A 17,261-nucleotide genomic window follows, 5' to 3' on the forward strand; every position below is an offset into this window, starting at 1 on the left:
ACGGGCTCGTCACAGGCCGCTCCTACAGTGCACGGGTCAATCAACAGGGGGAGGGCGCGGCCGTGCTGCGGGGTCCCCTGCCTACAGAGGGATATCCGCATGAAATTGAAGATGTTGTGCAGCGCGCTGGCTGGTGCCTCGCTGCTGTTGAGCGCCTGTGGCGGCAGCGACGGTTCGTCCGCAGCCGCTCCGACCAAGAACGTGCTGTTCTTCCTGGGTGACGGCATGGGCATCACCACCATGACGGCCGCACGCATCTACAGCGTGGGTGAAGACGGTGAGCTCACCATGGACAAGCTGCCCGAGACTGCCTTCGTCCACACCTTCTCGAACGACGCCCAGGTGACGGACAGCGCGCCCTCGATGGCCGCCTACATGACCGGCGTGAAGATGAACAACGAAGTCATCTCCATGACGCCCGACACCAAGGCCACGGACGCTGCGGGCAAGGCCTATCACACCAACTACGACAGCACCTGCCCCAGCGGCAACGGCCAGGCCGTTCCCACGCTGCTCGAGCAGATGAAGTCCGCCGGCTACGGCACTGGCGTGGTCTCCACCGCGCGCATCACGCATGCCACGCCGGCAACCACCTACTCGCACGTCTGCCACCGCGATGCGGAGAACACCATTGCCGCGGCCCTGGTGCCCGGCGGCTCCGGCTATAACAGCAAGCTCGGTGACGGCGTGGACGTGATCCTGGGTGGCGGCTCCTACTACTTCACGCCCAAGGCCGACGGCGGCCGCCGCAACGACAGCCGCAACCTGATCGCCGAGTTCAAGACGCAAAAGTACAGCTACGCCGCCAACAAGAGCGAGTTCGACAAGCTGCCCGTGGACGGCAGCAAGATCGCCGGCCTGTTCACCAAGGACCACATGGCCTATGACCTGGACCGCGATGCGACCAAGGAACCGAGCCTGGCCGAGATGACGGGCAAGGCCATCGACGCACTGTCGGCCAAGAAGAAGGGCTTCTTCCTGATGGTGGAAGGCGGCCGCATCGACCATGCGCTGCACGCCACCAACGCGCGCCGCGCGCTGCAGGACACCGTGGCCTTCGACAACGCCATCCAGACCGCGCTGGACAAGATGGCCAAGCTTGATCCGGGCCTGAAGAACACGCTGATCGTCGTCACCGCCGACCATGACCACACGCTGCACCTGAACGGCTATGCCGCGCGCACCGGCAAGACCGAGGCCGGCAAGCCCGGCGTGCTGGGCCTGGTCAAGAACTACGTGGACGGCAAGGCCTCCACCGATGTGGATGGCAATCCCTACACCATCCTGGGCTTCGGCAACGGTCCCAAGCGCCTGGCCACGCGGGGTCCCATCGACGCGGCTTCGCTGGAGAGCCCCGACTACCTGCAGGAGGCCGTGGTGCCCCTGGCCTCCGAAACCCACGGCGGCGGCGACGTGTTCCTGGGCGCGCAAGGCATGGGTGCCGATACGTTCTCGGGCGTGATCGACAACACCACCGTCTTCACGCTGATCAAGAAGAGCATCGGCTTGCAATGAAACACCCCCTGAGCGACTGCGTCGCTTCCCCCTCTCTCGCTTCGCGGGAGGGGGGCGTGCGGGCAGCCGACGACGCCCTCGCTGCGGGGCGGCCCTTGCTCGGCGTCCGCCGCCTGGGCCACGCCGGTTTCATGCGGTCCTAGCACGCTGTACGACCAGGGTCTTGTACCGCAATCAAGGCATTCAAAGTATTCAAGGAATTCCACATGCATCCGATCCTCCAAAAGACTTCCCTCGCCCTGGCTGCGGCCGGCGCGCTGGCGCTGCTGGCACCTGCCGCCCATGCGGCTGGCGAGGCCAAGAACGTCATCTTCTTCCTCGGCGACGGCATGGGCCCGGTCACCGTGACCGCCGCGCGCATCTACAAGGGTGAGAAGCAGCTGGCTGCCAATCCCACGGCACTGACCAGCAGCGAGCGCGCCACGCTGACCATGCAGTCCCTGCCTTACGCCAGCCGCGTCAAGACCTTCTCGCGCGATGGCCAGACCACGGACAGCGCGCCTTCGATGGCGGCCTACATGACCGGCGTGAAGATGAACAACGAAGTCATCTCCATGTCGGCCGAGACCCTGGCCTATGCGGCCAACGGCCAGCAGTACATCAACGGCGAGGACACCACCTGCCCGGCCGGCAACGGCCAGCCCGCCCAGACCCTGCTGGAACTGTCCAAGGCCAAGGGCCGCGCCGTGGGCGCCATCTCCACCACGCGCGTGGGCCATGCGACGCCTGCGGCCACCTACGCCCACATCTGCAACCGCAATGGCTACAACAGCATTGCCGAGCAGTCCGTGCCCGGCCATGCCAACTACAACGCCAAGCTGGGCGACGGCATCGACGTGCTCATGGGGGGCGGCCAGCGCAACTACCTGCCCAAGTCGGTCAACCCCAGCAGCAAGCGCACGGACACGGCCAACCTCGTGGACATGATGAAGGCCAAGGGCTACGCCTATGTCGCCAAGGGCAGCGAGCTGTCGGCCCTGGACGCGACCAAGGCTCCCAAGCTGCTGGGCCTGTTCACGCAAAGCGAAATGGCCTACGAGCTGGACCGCGTCAAGCAAAAGCTGGATGAGCCCAGCCTGGCCGACATGACCGGCAAGGCGCTGGACGTGCTCAGCCGCAACGACAAGGGCTTCTTCCTGATGGTGGAAGGCGGCCGCATCGACCACGCACTGCACGGCACCAATGCCAAGCGCGCGCTGGAAGACACGCTGGCCTTCGACCGCGCCATCGAGACCGCCATGGCCTACATGGAAAAGAAGGACCCGGGCCTGAAGAACACGCTGATCGTGGTCACGGCCGATCACGACCACAACATGGTGTTCAACGGCTACTCCAAGATCGGCAACCCCATCCTGGGCAAGGTGCAGGACTACCAGACTGGCCAGATGGCCAAGGCCCAGGACGGCAAGCCCTACACCACGCTGGCCTTCGGCAACGGCGGACGTCCCAACGCCACGGCCTCCAGCCAGGTCAATGCCGAAGATGGCAACAAGCCCTGGATCGCTCCCACACGCGGCGCCTCGCGCGACGACGTGACGGCCGTGGACACCACGGACGACAACTACCTGCAGGAAGTCGGCCTGAACCTGGGCACGCCGGGCTCCGAGACCCATGGCGGCGGCGACGTGATGCTGTTCGCCGGCGGCGCGGGCGCCAAGATCTTCAAGGGCACGATGGACAACACCAAGGTGTTCTCCAAGGTCCGCGAAGCCGCTGGCCTGTAATTGTTTCTTCCTTCGTTGGCTGCTTGCCAACCCCTGGCCGGAGCCGTGGCACATGCGTGTGCCCGGCCCCGGTTTTTTTCGCATTGGCTGGATTCCATGATGCTTTCCCTTCCGGCGCCGCGCGCGGCGCGCCACATCTACGCGGCCGCGCTGCTGGCCTGTTCCGTCACCGCAGCATGGGCCGCCGAGCCGGCCAAGGCGGCGGCATCCGTACCCACGGCCGCAGTCCCCGCTGATTCCGTGGCCCGCACCACGGCCGCCGTGCAGGCCACGCCCGAAGCCGACCTGCGCATCACCTACGAAGCCATGAGCGTGGGCAGCGACGGCGTGCAGCGCAGCAGCGTCTATACCAACCGCGTCTACCGCCGCAAGGCCCAGCTGTGGATAGAGCGCGAAATGCCCGCCGCCCTGCGCCAGAGCCAGGACCACGGCCATGACCACGCCCATGGCCCGCACGCCGGCCATGCCCATGACGAGGCCCGCGCCGCACCCCTGTCCATCCGCCGCGCCGATGACGGCAAGGTCGGCGTGGAAGTCATCCTGGCCAAGCTGCGGCGCGTCATCAGCGTGGACCTGGCCCACCACGGCAACGTGGGCTACGGCGGCTCCTTCGACAACGTGTACTGGATCGTGCCTCCCACCGCGCTGCAGGGCATGGAACGCGTGGGCAAGCCGCACAACGGCGTGCAGCGCTACCGCGGCACGGCAGGCGAGCAGACCACCGTCATCGACTGGGACGTGGCCAACCAGTTCGCCCGCCGCGTGGAACGCAGCGACTCCCACGGCATCGAGCGCATCGTCGTCACCGCCACCAAGCTGCCCGCCCCGCTGGCCCAGCCCTGGAAGGCCATCGAAGGCTACGACAAGGGCGACTACTCCGATCTGCTGGATTGAAATGATTACCCCCTGAGTCGCTTCGCGCCTTCCCCGTTGCACGGCGCCCCTGAAGGGGGACGACACCCTCGGTGCGGGGCGGCGCGGCCGGCTCAGGCCCTTCCTCGGTGTCCCTGAGTTGGGCCGCGCTCGTTCGTGCGATGTGGGCGGTGCTTAGCAATAGGTCGGTGCTCCAATGAAAAAGAGCTGCACGCAGCAGCTCTTTTATACGGAAACGAAGGTCAGACTTGCGCCCCGGAGTCCTTGACGACCTTGCTCCACTTGGCGGATTCGGCCTTGATATAGGCGAGGAATTCGGCCGGCGTGTCGATCACGACATCACCGCCCTGGTCGTTGATCTTCTTGACCACGGCCGGGTCCTTGAGCACCTTGGCAATGGCCGTGTACAGGCGCTGCTGCACGGCGGCGGGTGTCTTGGCCTGGGTCCAGAGGCCGAACCACGAAGTGGCCTCGTAGCCGGGCACGCCGGCTTCGGCCACGGTGGGCACATCGGGCAGTTCGGGCGAGCGCTTGGCCGTGGTCACGGCGATGGGACGCAGCTTGCCCGAGCGCACATGCTGGATGGCCGAGGGCATGTTGTCGAACATGATGGCGATCTGGTTGCCCAGCAGGTCGGTGATGGCCGGGGCGCTGCCCTTGTAGGGCACGTGCACCATGTCCAGGCCCGTCATGGAGCGGAACAGCTCGCCCGACAGGTGGATGGAGCTGCCGCTGCCCGAGGAGCCGTAGTTCAGCTTGCCGGGATTGGCGCGCGCGTAGGCGATCATTTCCTTGACGGTCTTGAACGGCTGGCTGGGGTGGGCCACCAGCAGGTTGGGCACGTTGGCCACGCGCGTCAGGGGCGAGAAGTCCTTGATGGGGTCGAAGCCGGGCTTGGCGTAGAGCGCGGCATTGATGGCATGCGTGCCCACGGTGCCCATGAACAGCGTGTAGCCGTCGGCCGGTGCACGCGCGGCGGCCACGGCGCCGATGTTGCCGCCCGCGCCGGGCTTGTTGTCCACGATCACGGTCTGGCCCAGTTCCTGCTGCAGCGCCTGGGCGACGATGCGCGCCAGGATGTCGGTGGTGCCGCCAGCGGCGAAGGGCACGAGGATGGTGATGGGCTTGCTGGGGAAGCCGTCCTGGGCCAGGGCGGCGGTGCCGGACAGGGCGCCGAGCGCGGTCAGGGATGCGGCGGCCAGCGCCTGCAGGCCACGGCGGCGGGTGAAGTGGGTGGTTTGATCGGACATCGAGAGGTCTCCTGATTCGGCAATAAGGTGGATGACCCAGCCCGGCAACGCCGGGCTGGGCCAGGGCAAGGCCCTGTGTGGCGCCCGCCTGTGCAGGCGGGCGCTTCCAGTGGTTCTTCTTGAAGGGTGTTGTGCCTGGAAAGGCGTTCGGTCAGACGGGCGCCACGCCCAGCGTGGTGCCGCCGCAGATGTAGAGCACCTGGCCGGTGACGAAGCCGTTGTCGGGCGACAGGAAGAACAGCGCGGCGCGGGCCACGTCTTCCGGTGTGCCCATGCGGCCCACGGCAATGCTGTTGAGGATGCGCTGGGTCTGCGGCGCGCCTTCGGGGTTGCTCTTGGTGAACAGCTCGGTGGCGATGGGACCGGGGCCCAGGGCGTTGACCGTGATGCGGTCGCGGCCCAGTTCCATGGCCAGGGTGCGCGTCAGGCCGATCAGGCCCGCCTTGGTCGCCGAGTAGACGATGCGGTCCGGCTTGCCCAGCGCGGCGCGCGAGGACATGTTCACGATGCGCCCCTCGCCGCAGGCACGCAGCGTGGGCAGGAAGGCCTGCACCAGCAGCATGGGCGCGCGCAGGTGCAGTCCCACCACGTCGTCGAGATGCTGGGTGCTGGCGTTGTCGATGGTGCCGGGGCGCGTGGCGCCCGCGTTGTTGACCAGGGCCACCACGTTGTGCGCGGCGGCAATGCGGGCCGCCGCCTCGGCGGTGGCCTGCTCGCTGGTCAGGTCGGCCTGGTAGCTCACCAGCAGAGGGTGGCTCCATTCGGGCAGCACGTAGTCGAGGTTGACCACGGCGCGGCCCTGGCCCAGCAGGGCCTCGGCGATGGCGCGGCCGATGCCGTTGCTGGCGCCGCTGACCACGGTGACGGGTGTCTTGTTATCCACGGTGCTCATCGCAGTATCAGACCTTTTCCAGGATCACGGCAATGCCCTGGCCCACGCCGATGCACATGGTGCACAGCGCGTAGCGGCCGCCCAGCGTGTGCAGCTGGTTCACGGCCGTGGTGGCCAGGCGGGCACCGGAGGCACCCAGCGGATGGCCCAGCGCAATGGCGCCGCCCCATTGGTTGACGCGGCGGTCGTCGTCGGCAATGCCCAGATCGCGCAGCACGGCCAGGCCCTGTGCGGCAAAGGCTTCGTTCAGCTCGATCACGTCCATCTGCTCCAGCGTCAGGCCGGTCAGGGCCAGCACCTTGCGCACGGCGGGCGCGGGGCCGAAGCCCATGATGCGCGGGGCCACGCCGGCCACGGCCATTCCGACCACGCGGGCGCGCGGCACCAGGTTGTATTGCCTGGTGGCTTCCTCGTTGGCTAGCAGCAGGGCGCAGGCGCCGTCGTTCACGCCGCTGGCATTGCCGGCCGTCACCGTGCCATCCGGGCGCACCACGCCCTTGAGCTTGGCCAGCGCCTCGATGGTGGTGGCGCGCGGATGTTCGTCCTGGCTCACCACGATGGCGTCGCCCTTTTTCTGGGCAATGGAGACGGACACGATTTCCTTGGCCAGGTAGCCGGCCGCGATGGCGGCGGCGGCCTTTTGCTGGCTGGCCAGGGCCATGCGGTCCTGGGCTTCGCGCTCGATCTTGAAGTCGTCGGCCACGTTCTCGGCCGTCTCGGGCATGGAGTCCACGCCGTACTGCTGCTTCATCAGCTTGTTGACGAAGCGCCAGCCGATGGTGGTGTCATACACGGCGTTGCTGCGGCTGAAGGCGCTTTCGGCCTTGGGCATGACGAAGGGCGCGCGGCTCATGCTTTCCACGCCGCCCGCGATCATCAGGCGGGCCTCGCCCGCCTTGATGGCGCGCGCGGCCGTGCCCACGGCGTCCAGGCCCGAGCCGCACAGGCGGTTGATGGTGGCGCCCGGCACATCGATGGGCAGGCCGGCCAGCAGGGCGGACATGCGTGCCACGTTGCGGTTGTCTTCGCCGGCCTGGTTGGCGCAGCCGTAGAGCACGTCGGCCACGGCCGTCCAGTCCACGCCGGGGTTGCGCTCCATCAGCGCCTTGATCGGCACGGCGCCGAGGTCATCGGCACGCACCGGGGACAGGGCGCCGCCGTAGCGGCCGAAGGGGGTGCGGATGGCGTCGCAGATGAAGGCCTGGTTGGACTGGCTCATGGTGTCTCCTGGGAAAAGAATGAAGAGGTGCCGGGGTGCGCCGCAGCGCACCCACTGGGGGGAGCTGAAGGATCAGGCCGTGGCCGTCGCGTCCTTGATGGGCAGGCCCACGATGGACTGCAGCTCGGCGTGCGAGAGGCCGGGCACGGTGTCGATCAGGCGCAGGCCGTCGGGCGTGCATTCCAGCGTGCACAGGTCGGTGTAGATCCGCTTGACGCAGGACAGGCCCGTGAGCGGATAGCTGCAGGCCTCGACGACCTTGCATTCGCCGGTCTTGGTCAGCAGGTCCATCATCACCCAGGTCTGGCGTGCACCCACGGCCAGGTCCATGGCGCCGCCCACGGCGGGAATGGCACCGGCCTCGCCTGTGCTCCAGTTGGCCAGGTCGCCCGTGGCCGAGACCTGGAAGGCGCCCAGCACGCAGATGTCCAGGTGGCCGCCGCGCATCATGGCGAAGCTGTCGGCATGGTGGAAATAGCAGCCGCCCGGCAGCAGGGTGACGGGCTGCTTGCCGGCATTGGTCAGGTCATAGTCCTCCTGGCCTTCGGCGGGCGCCGGGCCCATGCCCAGGATGCCGTTCTCGCTTTGCAGGATGACCTCGCGGCCGGCCGGGATGTGGTTGGCCACCTGGGTGGGCATGCCGATGCCCAGGTTGACATAGGCGCCGTCGAAGATGTCTTCGGCCACGCGCCGGGCCAGCTCTTGCTTGCTGCGTTTCTGGTAGCTGCTCATGCTCTTGCTTTCGGCGGTTGGGGCGCTCATGCGGTTTTCTTGAAGCCGCCGGCCTGGGTGGCCACGCGGTCGATCTTCACGATCTGGCTCACGTAGATGCCGGGCGTGACCACGGCCTCGGGGTCCAGCGCGCCCAGCTCCACGATCTCGTGCACGGTGGCGATCGTGTGCTTGGCCGCCGTGGCCATCACAGGCCCGAAGTTGCGGGCCGACATGCGGTAGGTCAGGTTGCCCCAGCGGTCGCCCTTCTCGGCCTTGACCAGTGCCACGTCGCCGTGGATGGGATGCTCCAGCACATAGTGCTTGCCGTTGATCTCGCGCGTTTCCTTGCCGTTGGCCAGCTCCGTGCCATAGGCCGTGGGGCAGAAGAAGCCGCCGATGCCGGCGCCGGCGGCGCGCAGGCGCTCGGCCAGGTTGCCCTGGGGCACGAGTTCCAGCTCGATCTTGCCGCTGCGGTACAGGTCGTCGAACACCCAGCTGTCCACCTGGCGGGGGAAGCTGCAGATGATCTTGCGCACCTGGCCGCTCTTGAGCAGCGCGGCCAGGCCCTGGTCTCCGTTGCCCGCGTTGTTGTTGACCACGGTCAGCTCGCGTGCGCCCTGGGCGATCAGGCCGTCGATGAGTTCGGTGGGATTGCCCGAGGTGCCGAAGCCCCCGATCAGCACGGTGGAGCCGTCCTGGACGCCCGACAACGCCTCGGCGATGGTGTCGGTGATTTTGTTGATCACTTGCTTGTCTCCGGTATGCAGGCCGCTGGCGCTGCGCTAAAATGTTCGTATGTAGAACAAAAGTTCGCAGAAAGAATTATAGAGCCATGGAAAAAAATGCTGCTTCCGTAATTTCCACAGGTGGGGCCGAAGAAGAGGGCGGCACGCCGCGCCCCGGCGACAGCTATGTGCAGTCCTTCGCGCGCGGCCTGGGCGTGATCCGCTCGTTCAGTGCCGAGGCGCCTGCGCAGACGCTCAGCGAGGTGGCGGCGCGCACGGGGCTCACGCGTGCCGGGGCCCGGCGCATCCTGCTGACGCTGCAGACGCTGGGCTATGTGAAGAGCGACGGCAAGCTGTTCCAGCTCACGCCGCGCATCATGGAATTGGGCTTTGCCTACCTCAGCTCCACCCCGGTCTGGAACCTGGCCGAGCCCGTGATGGAAAACCTGGTCGATGAGGTCAAGGAGTCCTGCTCGGCCGCCGTGCTCGATGGGGGCGACATCGTCTATGTGCTGCGCGTGCACACCCACAAGATCATGAGCACCAACCTCGGCGTGGGCTCGCGCCTGCCGGCCTGCTGGACCTCGATGGGGCGCGTGCTGCTGGCTGGCGAGAGCGATGAATCCCTGCAGGCCCTGCTGGATGCGCGCGAGCGCCGGCAGTTCACGGCCCTGACCGAGCAGGACGACGAGCGCCTGCGCCAGCGCATTCTGGAGGTGCGCGCCCAGGGCTGGGCCCTGGTGGACCAGGAACTGGCCGAAGGCCTGATCTCCATCGCGGCGCCCGTGAAGAACGCGGCCGGGCGCACCGTGGCTGCGCTCAACATCAGCGGCCAGGCCAACCGCAACAGCGCCGAGATGATGCGCGGGCAACTCCTGCCCCGGCTGCTGGCCGCTACGCAGCTGGTGAGCCAGCTGCTGCGGGCCTCATCGCGGCTTTCCCTGTAGGGCGGCGGGCGGCGCAGCGCTCCATAATTGCCGATCCACGCCCCGCACTCGCACCATGGCCCGCCTGCCCCGACTCACCCTTGCGGATCTGCCGCACCACATCATCCAGCTCGGCAACAACGGCGGGGACATCTTCATCGATGCCCAGGACCGGGAAACCATGCTGGGGCTGCTGCGCGAGATGGCGCGCAGCTGCGAGCTGGCCGTGCATGCCTACGTGCTGCTGCCCAGCCAGTTCCACCTGCTGGCCACGCCCCGCACCGGCGATGGCCTGCCGAAGTTCATGCAGGCCGTGGGCCGGCGCTATGTGCGCTACTTCAACGACCGACACGGCCGCAGCGGCACGCTGTGGGAAGGCCGCTATCGCGGCACGGTGCTGCAGCCCAGCTGGCTGCTGCCCACCATGGTCTTCATGGACGACAGCCCCGTGCGCGCCGGCCTGGTCCAGCGGCCGGCCGACTGGCCCTGGTCCAGCTACGCGCACAACGCCGGCCTGCGCAGCGACGCGCTGATCCAGCCGCATGCCGTGTTTTGGGCGCTGGGCAACACCCCGTTTGCGCGGGATGCGGCCTATGTGGAAGCCGTGGAAGAGGGGGTTGGCGCCGACGACGCCGAACGCATCAGCCAGTCGGCACTGCGGGGCTGGGCGCTGGGCGATGAGCAATTCATTGCCGATTTACAACAGCGCACCGAGCGCCGTGTGACCCGCCAACGTGCCGGTCGTCCGCCCGGACGGACCAATGAGCGCACCACAACAGTGCGTTAGTACCCACTGATAGCTTGCAAGTGCTTGATTCCTCACTGCAGGCCTTTGTGAAATAAATATGTCCCTTATTAATTTCCGATTTTTTTGTTCTGGAATTAATTGGGATCTGACCCTTATATAAATTTATTGCATGAGGTGATGCCTTGCCTTAATCTTGCGTTCCCTGCGAAAAATTTGAGGATTCCGCCATGACGACGGCTGCCGAGATCAAGCATCTCCAAGACCACGGTCTGTACTCCAAGAGCAACGAGCACGACGCCTGCGGCCTCGGCTTTGTTGCACATATCAAGGGCGTCAAGCGCCATGACATCGTCACCGGCGCGCTCAAGATCCTCGAAAACATCGACCATCGCGGCGCCGTGGGCGCCGACAAGCTCATGGGCGATGGCGCGGGCATTCTGATCCAGATTCCCGACCAGCTCTACCGCGAAGAGATGGCAAAGCAGGGCGTGGCCCTGCCGCCGGCGGGCGAGTACGGTGTGGGCATGATCTTCCTGCCCAAGGAACACGCCTCGCGCCTGGCCTGCGAGCAGGAGATGGAACGCGCCATCAAGGCCGAAGGCCAGGTCCTGCTGGGCTGGCGCGATGTGCCCGTGAACCGCGACATGCCCATGTCGCCCACGGTCCAGGAAAAGGAACCCATCCTGCGCCAGGTCTTCATCGGCCGCGGCGCCGACGTGATCGTGCAGGACGCGCTCGAGCGCAAGCTGTACGTGATCCGCAAGACGGCCAGCGCCGCCATCCAGAACCTCAAGCTCAAGCACAGCAAGGAATACTACGTTCCCAGCATGAGCAGCCGCACCGTGGTCTACAAGGGCCTGCTGCTGGCCGACCAGGTGGGCGTGTACTACAACGACCTGTCCGACGAGCGCTGCGTCTCGGCCATCGGCCTGGTGCACCAGCGCTTCTCGACCAACACCTTCCCCGAGTGGCCGCTGGCCCACCCCTACCGCTACGTGGCCCACAACGGTGAAATCAACACCGTGCGCGGCAACTACAACTGGATGCTGGCGCGCGAGGGCGTGATGGCCTCGCCCGTGCTGGCCGAGGACCTCAAGAAGCTCTATCCCATCAGCTTCGCAGGCCAGTCCGACACGGCAACGTTCGACAACTGCCTGGAACTGCTGACCATGGCCGGCTACCCCATCAGCCAGGCCGTGATGATGATGATTCCCGAGCCCTGGGAGCAGCACGAGTCCATGGACGAGCGCCGCCGCGCCTTCTATGAATACCACGCCGCCATGATGGAGCCCTGGGACGGCCCGGCCTCCATCGTGTTCACCGACGGCCGCCAGATCGGCGCCACGCTGGACCGCAACGGCCTGCGCCCCTCGCGCTACGTGATCACCGATGACGACCTGGTCATCCTGGCTTCCGAGGCCGGCGTGCTGCCCGTGCCCGACAGCTCCATCGTGCGCAAGTGGCGCCTGCAGCCCGGCAAGATGCTGCTGATCGACCTGGAGCAGGGCCGCCTGATCGAGGACGACGAGCTCAAGGCCAACATCGTCAACACCAAGCCCTACAAGCAGTGGATCGAGAACCTGCGCATCAAGCTGGGCAGCGTGGGCGGTGACACGCATGCCGGCCCCGAGGCCGCCAGCCTGCCGCTGCTCGAGCGCCAGCAGGCCTTCGGCTTCACGCAGGAAGACATCAAGTTCCTGCTGGCCCCCATGGCCAAGAACGGCGAGGAAGGCATCGGCTCCATGGGCAACGACAGCCCGCTGGCCGTGCTGTCGGACAAGAACAAGCCGCTGTACAACTACTTCCGCCAGATGTTCGCGCAGGTGACCAACCCGCCGATCGACCCCATCCGCGAAGCCATCGTGATGTCGCTGGTGTCCTTCATCGGACCCAAGCCCAACCTGCTGGACATCAACCAGGTCAACCCGCCCATGCGTCTCGAAGTGCACCAGCCCGTGCTGGACTTCGCCGACATGGCCAAGCTGCGCGACATCGAACGCCACACGCAGGGCAAGTTCAAGAGCGCAACGATCGACATCACCTACCCGCTGTCCTGGGGCAAGCAGGGCGTGGAAGCCAAGCTGGCATCGCTGTGCGCGCAGGCCGTGGATGCCATCAAGGGCGGCGCCAACATCCTGATCATCAGCGACCGCCATGTGAGCGCCACCCAGGTGGCCATCCCCGCGCTGCTGGCGCTGTCGGCCATCCACCAGCACCTGGTGCGCGAGGGCCTGCGCACCACGGCCGGCCTGGTCGTGGAAACGGGCACGGCGCGCGAAGTGCACCACTTCGCCGTGCTGGCGGGCTACGGCGCCGAGGCCGTGCATCCCTACCTGGCCATGGAAACCCTGGCCGACATGCACAAGGAGCTGGGCGGCGACCTGTCGGCCGACAAGGCCATCTACAACTACGTCAAGGCCATCGGCAAGGGCCTGTCCAAGATCATGTCCAAGATGGGCGTGTCCACCTACATGTCCTATTGCGGCGCCCAGCTGTTCGAGGTGATCGGCCTGAATAGCGACACCGTGGACAAGTACTTCACCGGCACGGCCAGCCGCGTCGAGGGCATCGGCGTCTTCGAGATCGCCGAGGAAACCATCCGCAACCACCGCGCGGCCTTCGGTGACGATCCCGTGCTGGAGACCATGCTGGACGCCGGCGGCGAATACGCCTGGCGCGCCCGTGGCGAAGAGCACATGTGGTCGCCCGACGCCATCGCCAAGCTGCAGCATTCCACGCGCTCCAACAACTGGAGCACGTACAAGGAATACGCCCAGCTGATCAACGACCAGAGCAAGCGCCACATGACGCTGCGCGGCCTGTTCGAGTTCAAGTTCGACCCGGCCAAGGCCATTGCGCTGGACCAGGTCGAGTCGGCCAAGGACATCGTCAAGCGCTTTGCCACGGGCGCCATGTCGCTGGGCTCGATCAGCACCGAGGCCCATGCCACGCTGGCCGTGGCCATGAACCGCATCGGCGGCAAGAGCAACACCGGCGAAGGCGGGGAAGATCCTCAGCGCTACCGCAACGAGCTCAAGGGCATCCCGATCAAGAAGGGCGAGACCCTGGGCTCCATCATCGGCGCCGACAAGGTCGAGGCCGACATCGAGCTGCAGGACGGCGACTCGCTGCGCTCCAGGATCAAGCAGGTGGCATCGGGCCGCTTCGGCGTCACGGCCGAGTACCTGTCGTCCTCGGACCAGGTGCAGATCAAGATGGCCCAGGGCGCCAAGCCCGGCGAAGGTGGCCAGCTGCCCGGCGGCAAGGTGTCCGACTACATCGGCAAGCTGCGCCACTCCGTGCCCGGCGTCGGCCTGATCTCGCCTCCGCCCCACCACGACATCTACTCCATCGAGGATCTGGCCCAGCTGATCCACGACCTGAAGAACGTGGCGCCGCACGCCGACATCTCGGTCAAGCTCGTGTCCGAAGTGGGCGTGGGCACCATCGCGGCCGGCGTGGCCAAGTGCAAGAGCGACCACGTGGTCATCGCAGGCCATGACGGCGGCACGGGCGCATCGCCCTGGTCGTCCATCAAGCATGCGGGCTCGCCCTGGGAAATCGGCCTGGCCGAGACCCAGCAGACCCTGGTACTCAACCGCCTGCGCGGCCGCATCCGCGTGCAGGCCGACGGCCAGATGAAGACCGGCCGTGACGTCGTCATCGGCGCGCTGCTGGGTGCCGACGAGTTCGGCTTCGCCACGGCGCCCCTGGTCGTCGAGGGCTGCATCATGATGCGCAAGTGCCACCTGAACACCTGCCCCGTGGGCGTGGCCACGCAGGACCCGGTGCTGCGCGCCAAGTTCTCGGGCAAGCCCGAGCATGTGGTGAACTACTTCTTCTTCATCGCCGAAGAAGTGCGCCAGATCATGGCCCAGTTGGGCGTGGCCAAGTTCGACGACCTGATCGGCCGTGCCGACCTGCTGGACACCCGCAAGGGCCTGCAGCACTGGAAGGCCCAGGGCCTGGACTTCTCGCGCCTGTTCGCCCAGCCCGAAGTGCCCGCCGACGTGGCGCGCTTCCATGTCGAAAAGCAGGACCACCTGCTGGACAAGGCGCTGGACGTGAAGCTCATCGAGCGCTGCAAGCCCGCCATCGAGAACGGCGAGCGCGTGCGCATCATGGAAGTGGCGCGCAACGTGAACCGCTCCGTGGGCGCCATGCTCTCCGGTGCCGTGACGCGCGTGCATCCCGAAGGCCTGCCGGATGACACCATCCGCATCCACTTCGAGGGAACCGGCGGCCAGTCCTTCGGCGCCTTCCTGTGCAACGGCATCACGCTGAACCTGCGCGGCGATGCCAACGACTACACGGGCAAGGGCCTGTCCGGCGGCCGCGTGGTGGTGCATGCCAGCCATGAATTCCGTGGCGACACGACGACCAACACCATCGTCGGCAACACCGTGATGTTCGGCGCCACCAGCGGCGAGGCCTTCTTCGGCGGCGTGGCCGGCGAGCGTTTCGCGGTGCGCCTGTCGGGCGCCACGGCCGTGGTCGAAGGCGTGGGCGACCACGGCTGCGAATACATGACCGGCGGCACCGTGGTGGTGCTGGGCAAGACGGGCCGCAACTTCGCGGCCGGCATGAGCGGCGGCGTGGCCTATGTGTATGACGAGGATGGCCGCTTCGCCGAGCGCTGCAACAAGGCGTCCGTCTCGCTGGACCAGGTGCTGCCCCACGACGAGCACCTGGCCCAGGTCTCGCCCGCCGTCTGGCATCGTCGCGAAACCGACGAACGCCAGCTGCGCGCACTGATCGAGGCGCACAGCCGCTGGACCGGCTCCAAGCGCGCCCGCGACCTGCTGGACAACTGGGCGGCGGCCCGCTCCAAGTTCGTCAAGGTCTTCCCCAGCGAGTACAAGCGTGCCCTGTCCGAGATGTACGAGCGCCAGGTGATGGAAGAGCCCGCCACGCCCGAGGTCGAGGAACACGCCAAGGAAGCCGTGGCCGCCAAATAACAAGGAAGCGAAGGATGCGGGCAGCGGCCCGCATCCATCCCTGCACCCCACACATCAGGACAACGAATCATGGGAAAGACCACCGGCTTCATGGAATATGAGCGCCTTGAGGAGGGCTACGCGCCCGTCGTCGAGCGCGTGAAGCACTACAAGGAATTCGTCATCGGCCTCGATGACAGCCAGGCCAAGATCCAGGGCGCGCGCTGCATGGACTGCGGCACGCCGTTCTGCAACAGCGGCTGCCCGGTCAACAACATCATTCCGGACTTCAACGACCTGGTCTTCCACGGCGGCTGGAAGAGCGCCAGCGCCGTGCTGCACAGCACCAACAACTTCCCGGAGTTCACCGGCCGCATCTGCCCCGCGCCCTGCGAGGCCGCCTGCACGCTGAACATCAACGACGACGCCGTGGGCATCAAGTCCATCGAGCACGCCATCATCGACCGTGCCTGGGCCGAAGGCTGGGTCAAGCCCCTGCCCAGCAGCCGCAAGACCGGCAAGAAGGTCGCCGTGGTCGGCGCAGGCCCCGCAGGCCTGGCCGCATCGCAGCAACTGGCGCGCGCCGGCCACGATGTCACGCTGTTCGAGAAGAACGACCGCGTGGGCGGCCTGCTGCGCTACGGCATCCCCGACTTCAAGATGGAGAAGTCGCACATCGACCGCCGCGTGGAGCAGCTCGTGGCCGAAGGCGTCAAGATCCGTACCGGCGTGCTGGTGGCGGGCAAGGACGGCCTGGGCGAAGACTCCAAGGTCACCAACTGGGCCAAGGAAACCGTCAGCCCCGAGCAGCTCATGGCCGAGTTCGATGCCGTGCTGCTGACCGGTGGTGCCGAGCAGTCGCGCGACCTGCCCGTGCCGGGGCGTGAACTCAAGGGCATTCATTTCGCCATGGAGTTCCTGCCGCAGCAAAACAAGGTCAACGCGGGCGACAAGCTCAAGGGCCAACTGCGGGCCGATGGCAAGCATGTCATCGTCATCGGTGGCGGCGACACCGGCTCCGACTGCGTGGGCACCAGCAACCGCCACGGCGCCGTCAGCGTGACCCAGTTCGAGCTGATGCCCATGCCGCCCGAGCAGGAGAACAAGCCCCTGGTCTGGCCCTACTGGCCGATCAAGCTGCGCACCAGCTCCAGCCACGAGGAAGGCTGCGAGCGCGAGTTCGCCATCGCCACCAAGGAGTTCATCGGCGAGAAGGGCCAGGTCACGGCCGTCAAGACCGTGCGCATCGAAATGAAGGACGGCAAGATGGTCGAGGTGCCCGGCAGCGAGCAGGTGCTCAAGGCCGATCTGGTGCTGCTGGCCATGGGCTTCGTCAGCCCCGTGCAGGCCGTGCTCGACGCCTTTGGCGTGGACAAGGACGCACGCGGCAACGCCAAGGCCACCACCGACTTCACAGGCGGCTACGCCACCAGCGTGCCCAAGCTCTTCGCCGCCGGCGACGTGCGCCGCGGCCAGTCCCTGGTCGTCTGGGCCATCCGCGAAGGCCGCCAGGCCGCTCGCTCCATCGACGAATTCCTCATGGGCACGTCCGACCTGCCTCGGTGAGATGCCAACCCCGGAAGGGGCTTGGCCATAGACAAAGAAAAAGCCCTTGGTGATGAACCAAGGGCTTTTTATTACAGATTCCTCGTGTTTCAGCGTAGGCCCTTGAAACTGGCGCGCCCTAAAGCGAGGGACACCGAGGAAGGGCCTGGGCCGGCCGCGCCGCCCCGCACCG

Annotated in this window: 12 protein-coding genes; 7 read left to right on the forward strand and 5 right to left on the reverse strand. The window is 66.7% G+C overall.

Features of this window, described 5'->3' with window-relative positions; genetic code table 11:
* Positions 1–99: 99 nt before the first annotated feature.
* From IB269_RS23510 to IB269_RS23520, 3 genes are all read left to right on the forward strand, one after another.
* Entirely contained in the window at positions 100–1,515 is a 1,416-nt protein-coding gene (locus tag IB269_RS23510) for an alkaline phosphatase (protein ID WP_071956756.1), read from the forward strand.
* Positions 1,516–1,721: 206 nt separating this feature from the next.
* Positions 1,722–3,239, forward strand: coding sequence for an alkaline phosphatase (locus IB269_RS23515; RefSeq protein ID WP_063328266.1), 1,518 nt, complete (start codon positions 1,722–1,724; stop codon positions 3,237–3,239).
* 99 nt (positions 3,240–3,338) lie between these two features.
* On the forward strand, positions 3,339–4,133 hold the full coding sequence (locus IB269_RS23520) for a hypothetical protein (protein WP_225614266.1): 795 nt from the start codon (positions 3,339–3,341) through the stop codon (positions 4,131–4,133).
* A 221-nt stretch (positions 4,134–4,354) separates the two neighbouring features.
* On the opposite strand, the gene IB269_RS23525 is transcribed toward IB269_RS23520, so the two are convergent.
* The 5 genes from IB269_RS23525 to IB269_RS23545 all read right to left on the reverse strand — a co-directional run bounded on the left by IB269_RS23525 (position 4,355) and on the right by IB269_RS23545 (position 8,933).
* Positions 4,355–5,362 (reverse strand): Bug family tripartite tricarboxylate transporter substrate binding protein, encoded by a 1,008-nt coding sequence (locus IB269_RS23525; protein ID WP_192368467.1) that lies wholly within the window; start codon positions 5,360–5,362, stop codon positions 4,355–4,357.
* Positions 5,363–5,513: 151 nt separating this feature from the next.
* Positions 5,514–6,254: an SDR family NAD(P)-dependent oxidoreductase gene (locus IB269_RS23530; protein ID WP_192368468.1), complete on the reverse strand. Its 741-nt coding sequence runs from the start codon at positions 6,252–6,254 to the stop codon at positions 5,514–5,516.
* Positions 6,255–6,261: 7 nt separating this feature from the next.
* The gene (pcaF, locus tag IB269_RS23535; protein WP_192368469.1) at positions 6,262–7,473 is read right to left on the reverse strand and encodes a 3-oxoadipyl-CoA thiolase; all 1,212 of its coding nucleotides are present in this window, start codon (positions 7,471–7,473) and stop codon (positions 6,262–6,264) included.
* A gap of 72 nt (positions 7,474–7,545) precedes the next feature.
* Positions 7,546–8,205 (reverse strand): 3-oxoacid CoA-transferase subunit B, encoded by a 660-nt coding sequence (locus IB269_RS23540; protein ID WP_192368493.1) that lies wholly within the window; start codon positions 8,203–8,205, stop codon positions 7,546–7,548.
* A gap of 26 nt (positions 8,206–8,231) precedes the next feature.
* Positions 8,232–8,933: a 3-oxoacid CoA-transferase subunit A gene (locus tag IB269_RS23545; RefSeq protein ID WP_012207359.1), complete on the reverse strand. Its 702-nt coding sequence runs from the start codon at positions 8,931–8,933 to the stop codon at positions 8,232–8,234.
* An 86-nt stretch (positions 8,934–9,019) separates the two neighbouring features.
* Here IB269_RS23545 and IB269_RS23550 point away from each other — a divergent pair, with 86 nt between their 5' ends.
* The 4 genes from IB269_RS23550 (at position 9,020) to IB269_RS23565 (ending at position 17,089) form a co-directional block, all read left to right on the forward strand.
* Positions 9,020–9,859 (forward strand): IclR family transcriptional regulator C-terminal domain-containing protein, encoded by an 840-nt coding sequence (locus tag IB269_RS23550; RefSeq protein ID WP_043782847.1) that lies wholly within the window; start codon positions 9,020–9,022, stop codon positions 9,857–9,859.
* 55 nt (positions 9,860–9,914) lie between these two features.
* Positions 9,915–10,625 (forward strand): transposase, encoded by a 711-nt coding sequence (locus IB269_RS23555; protein WP_192368470.1) that lies wholly within the window; start codon positions 9,915–9,917, stop codon positions 10,623–10,625.
* A 188-nt stretch (positions 10,626–10,813) separates the two neighbouring features.
* The gene (locus IB269_RS23560) at positions 10,814–15,544 is read left to right on the forward strand and encodes a glutamate synthase-related protein (RefSeq protein ID WP_013800777.1); all 4,731 of its coding nucleotides are present in this window, start codon (positions 10,814–10,816) and stop codon (positions 15,542–15,544) included.
* 69 nt (positions 15,545–15,613) lie between these two features.
* Positions 15,614–17,089: a glutamate synthase subunit beta gene (locus tag IB269_RS23565; protein WP_013800778.1), complete on the forward strand. Its 1,476-nt coding sequence runs from the start codon at positions 15,614–15,616 to the stop codon at positions 17,087–17,089.
* Positions 17,090–17,261 lie beyond the last annotated feature (172 nt).

This window comes from Delftia sp. DLF01 (assembly GCF_014852125.1).
GTDB classification, from domain to species: domain Bacteria; phylum Pseudomonadota; class Gammaproteobacteria; order Burkholderiales; family Burkholderiaceae_C; genus Comamonas; species Comamonas acidovorans.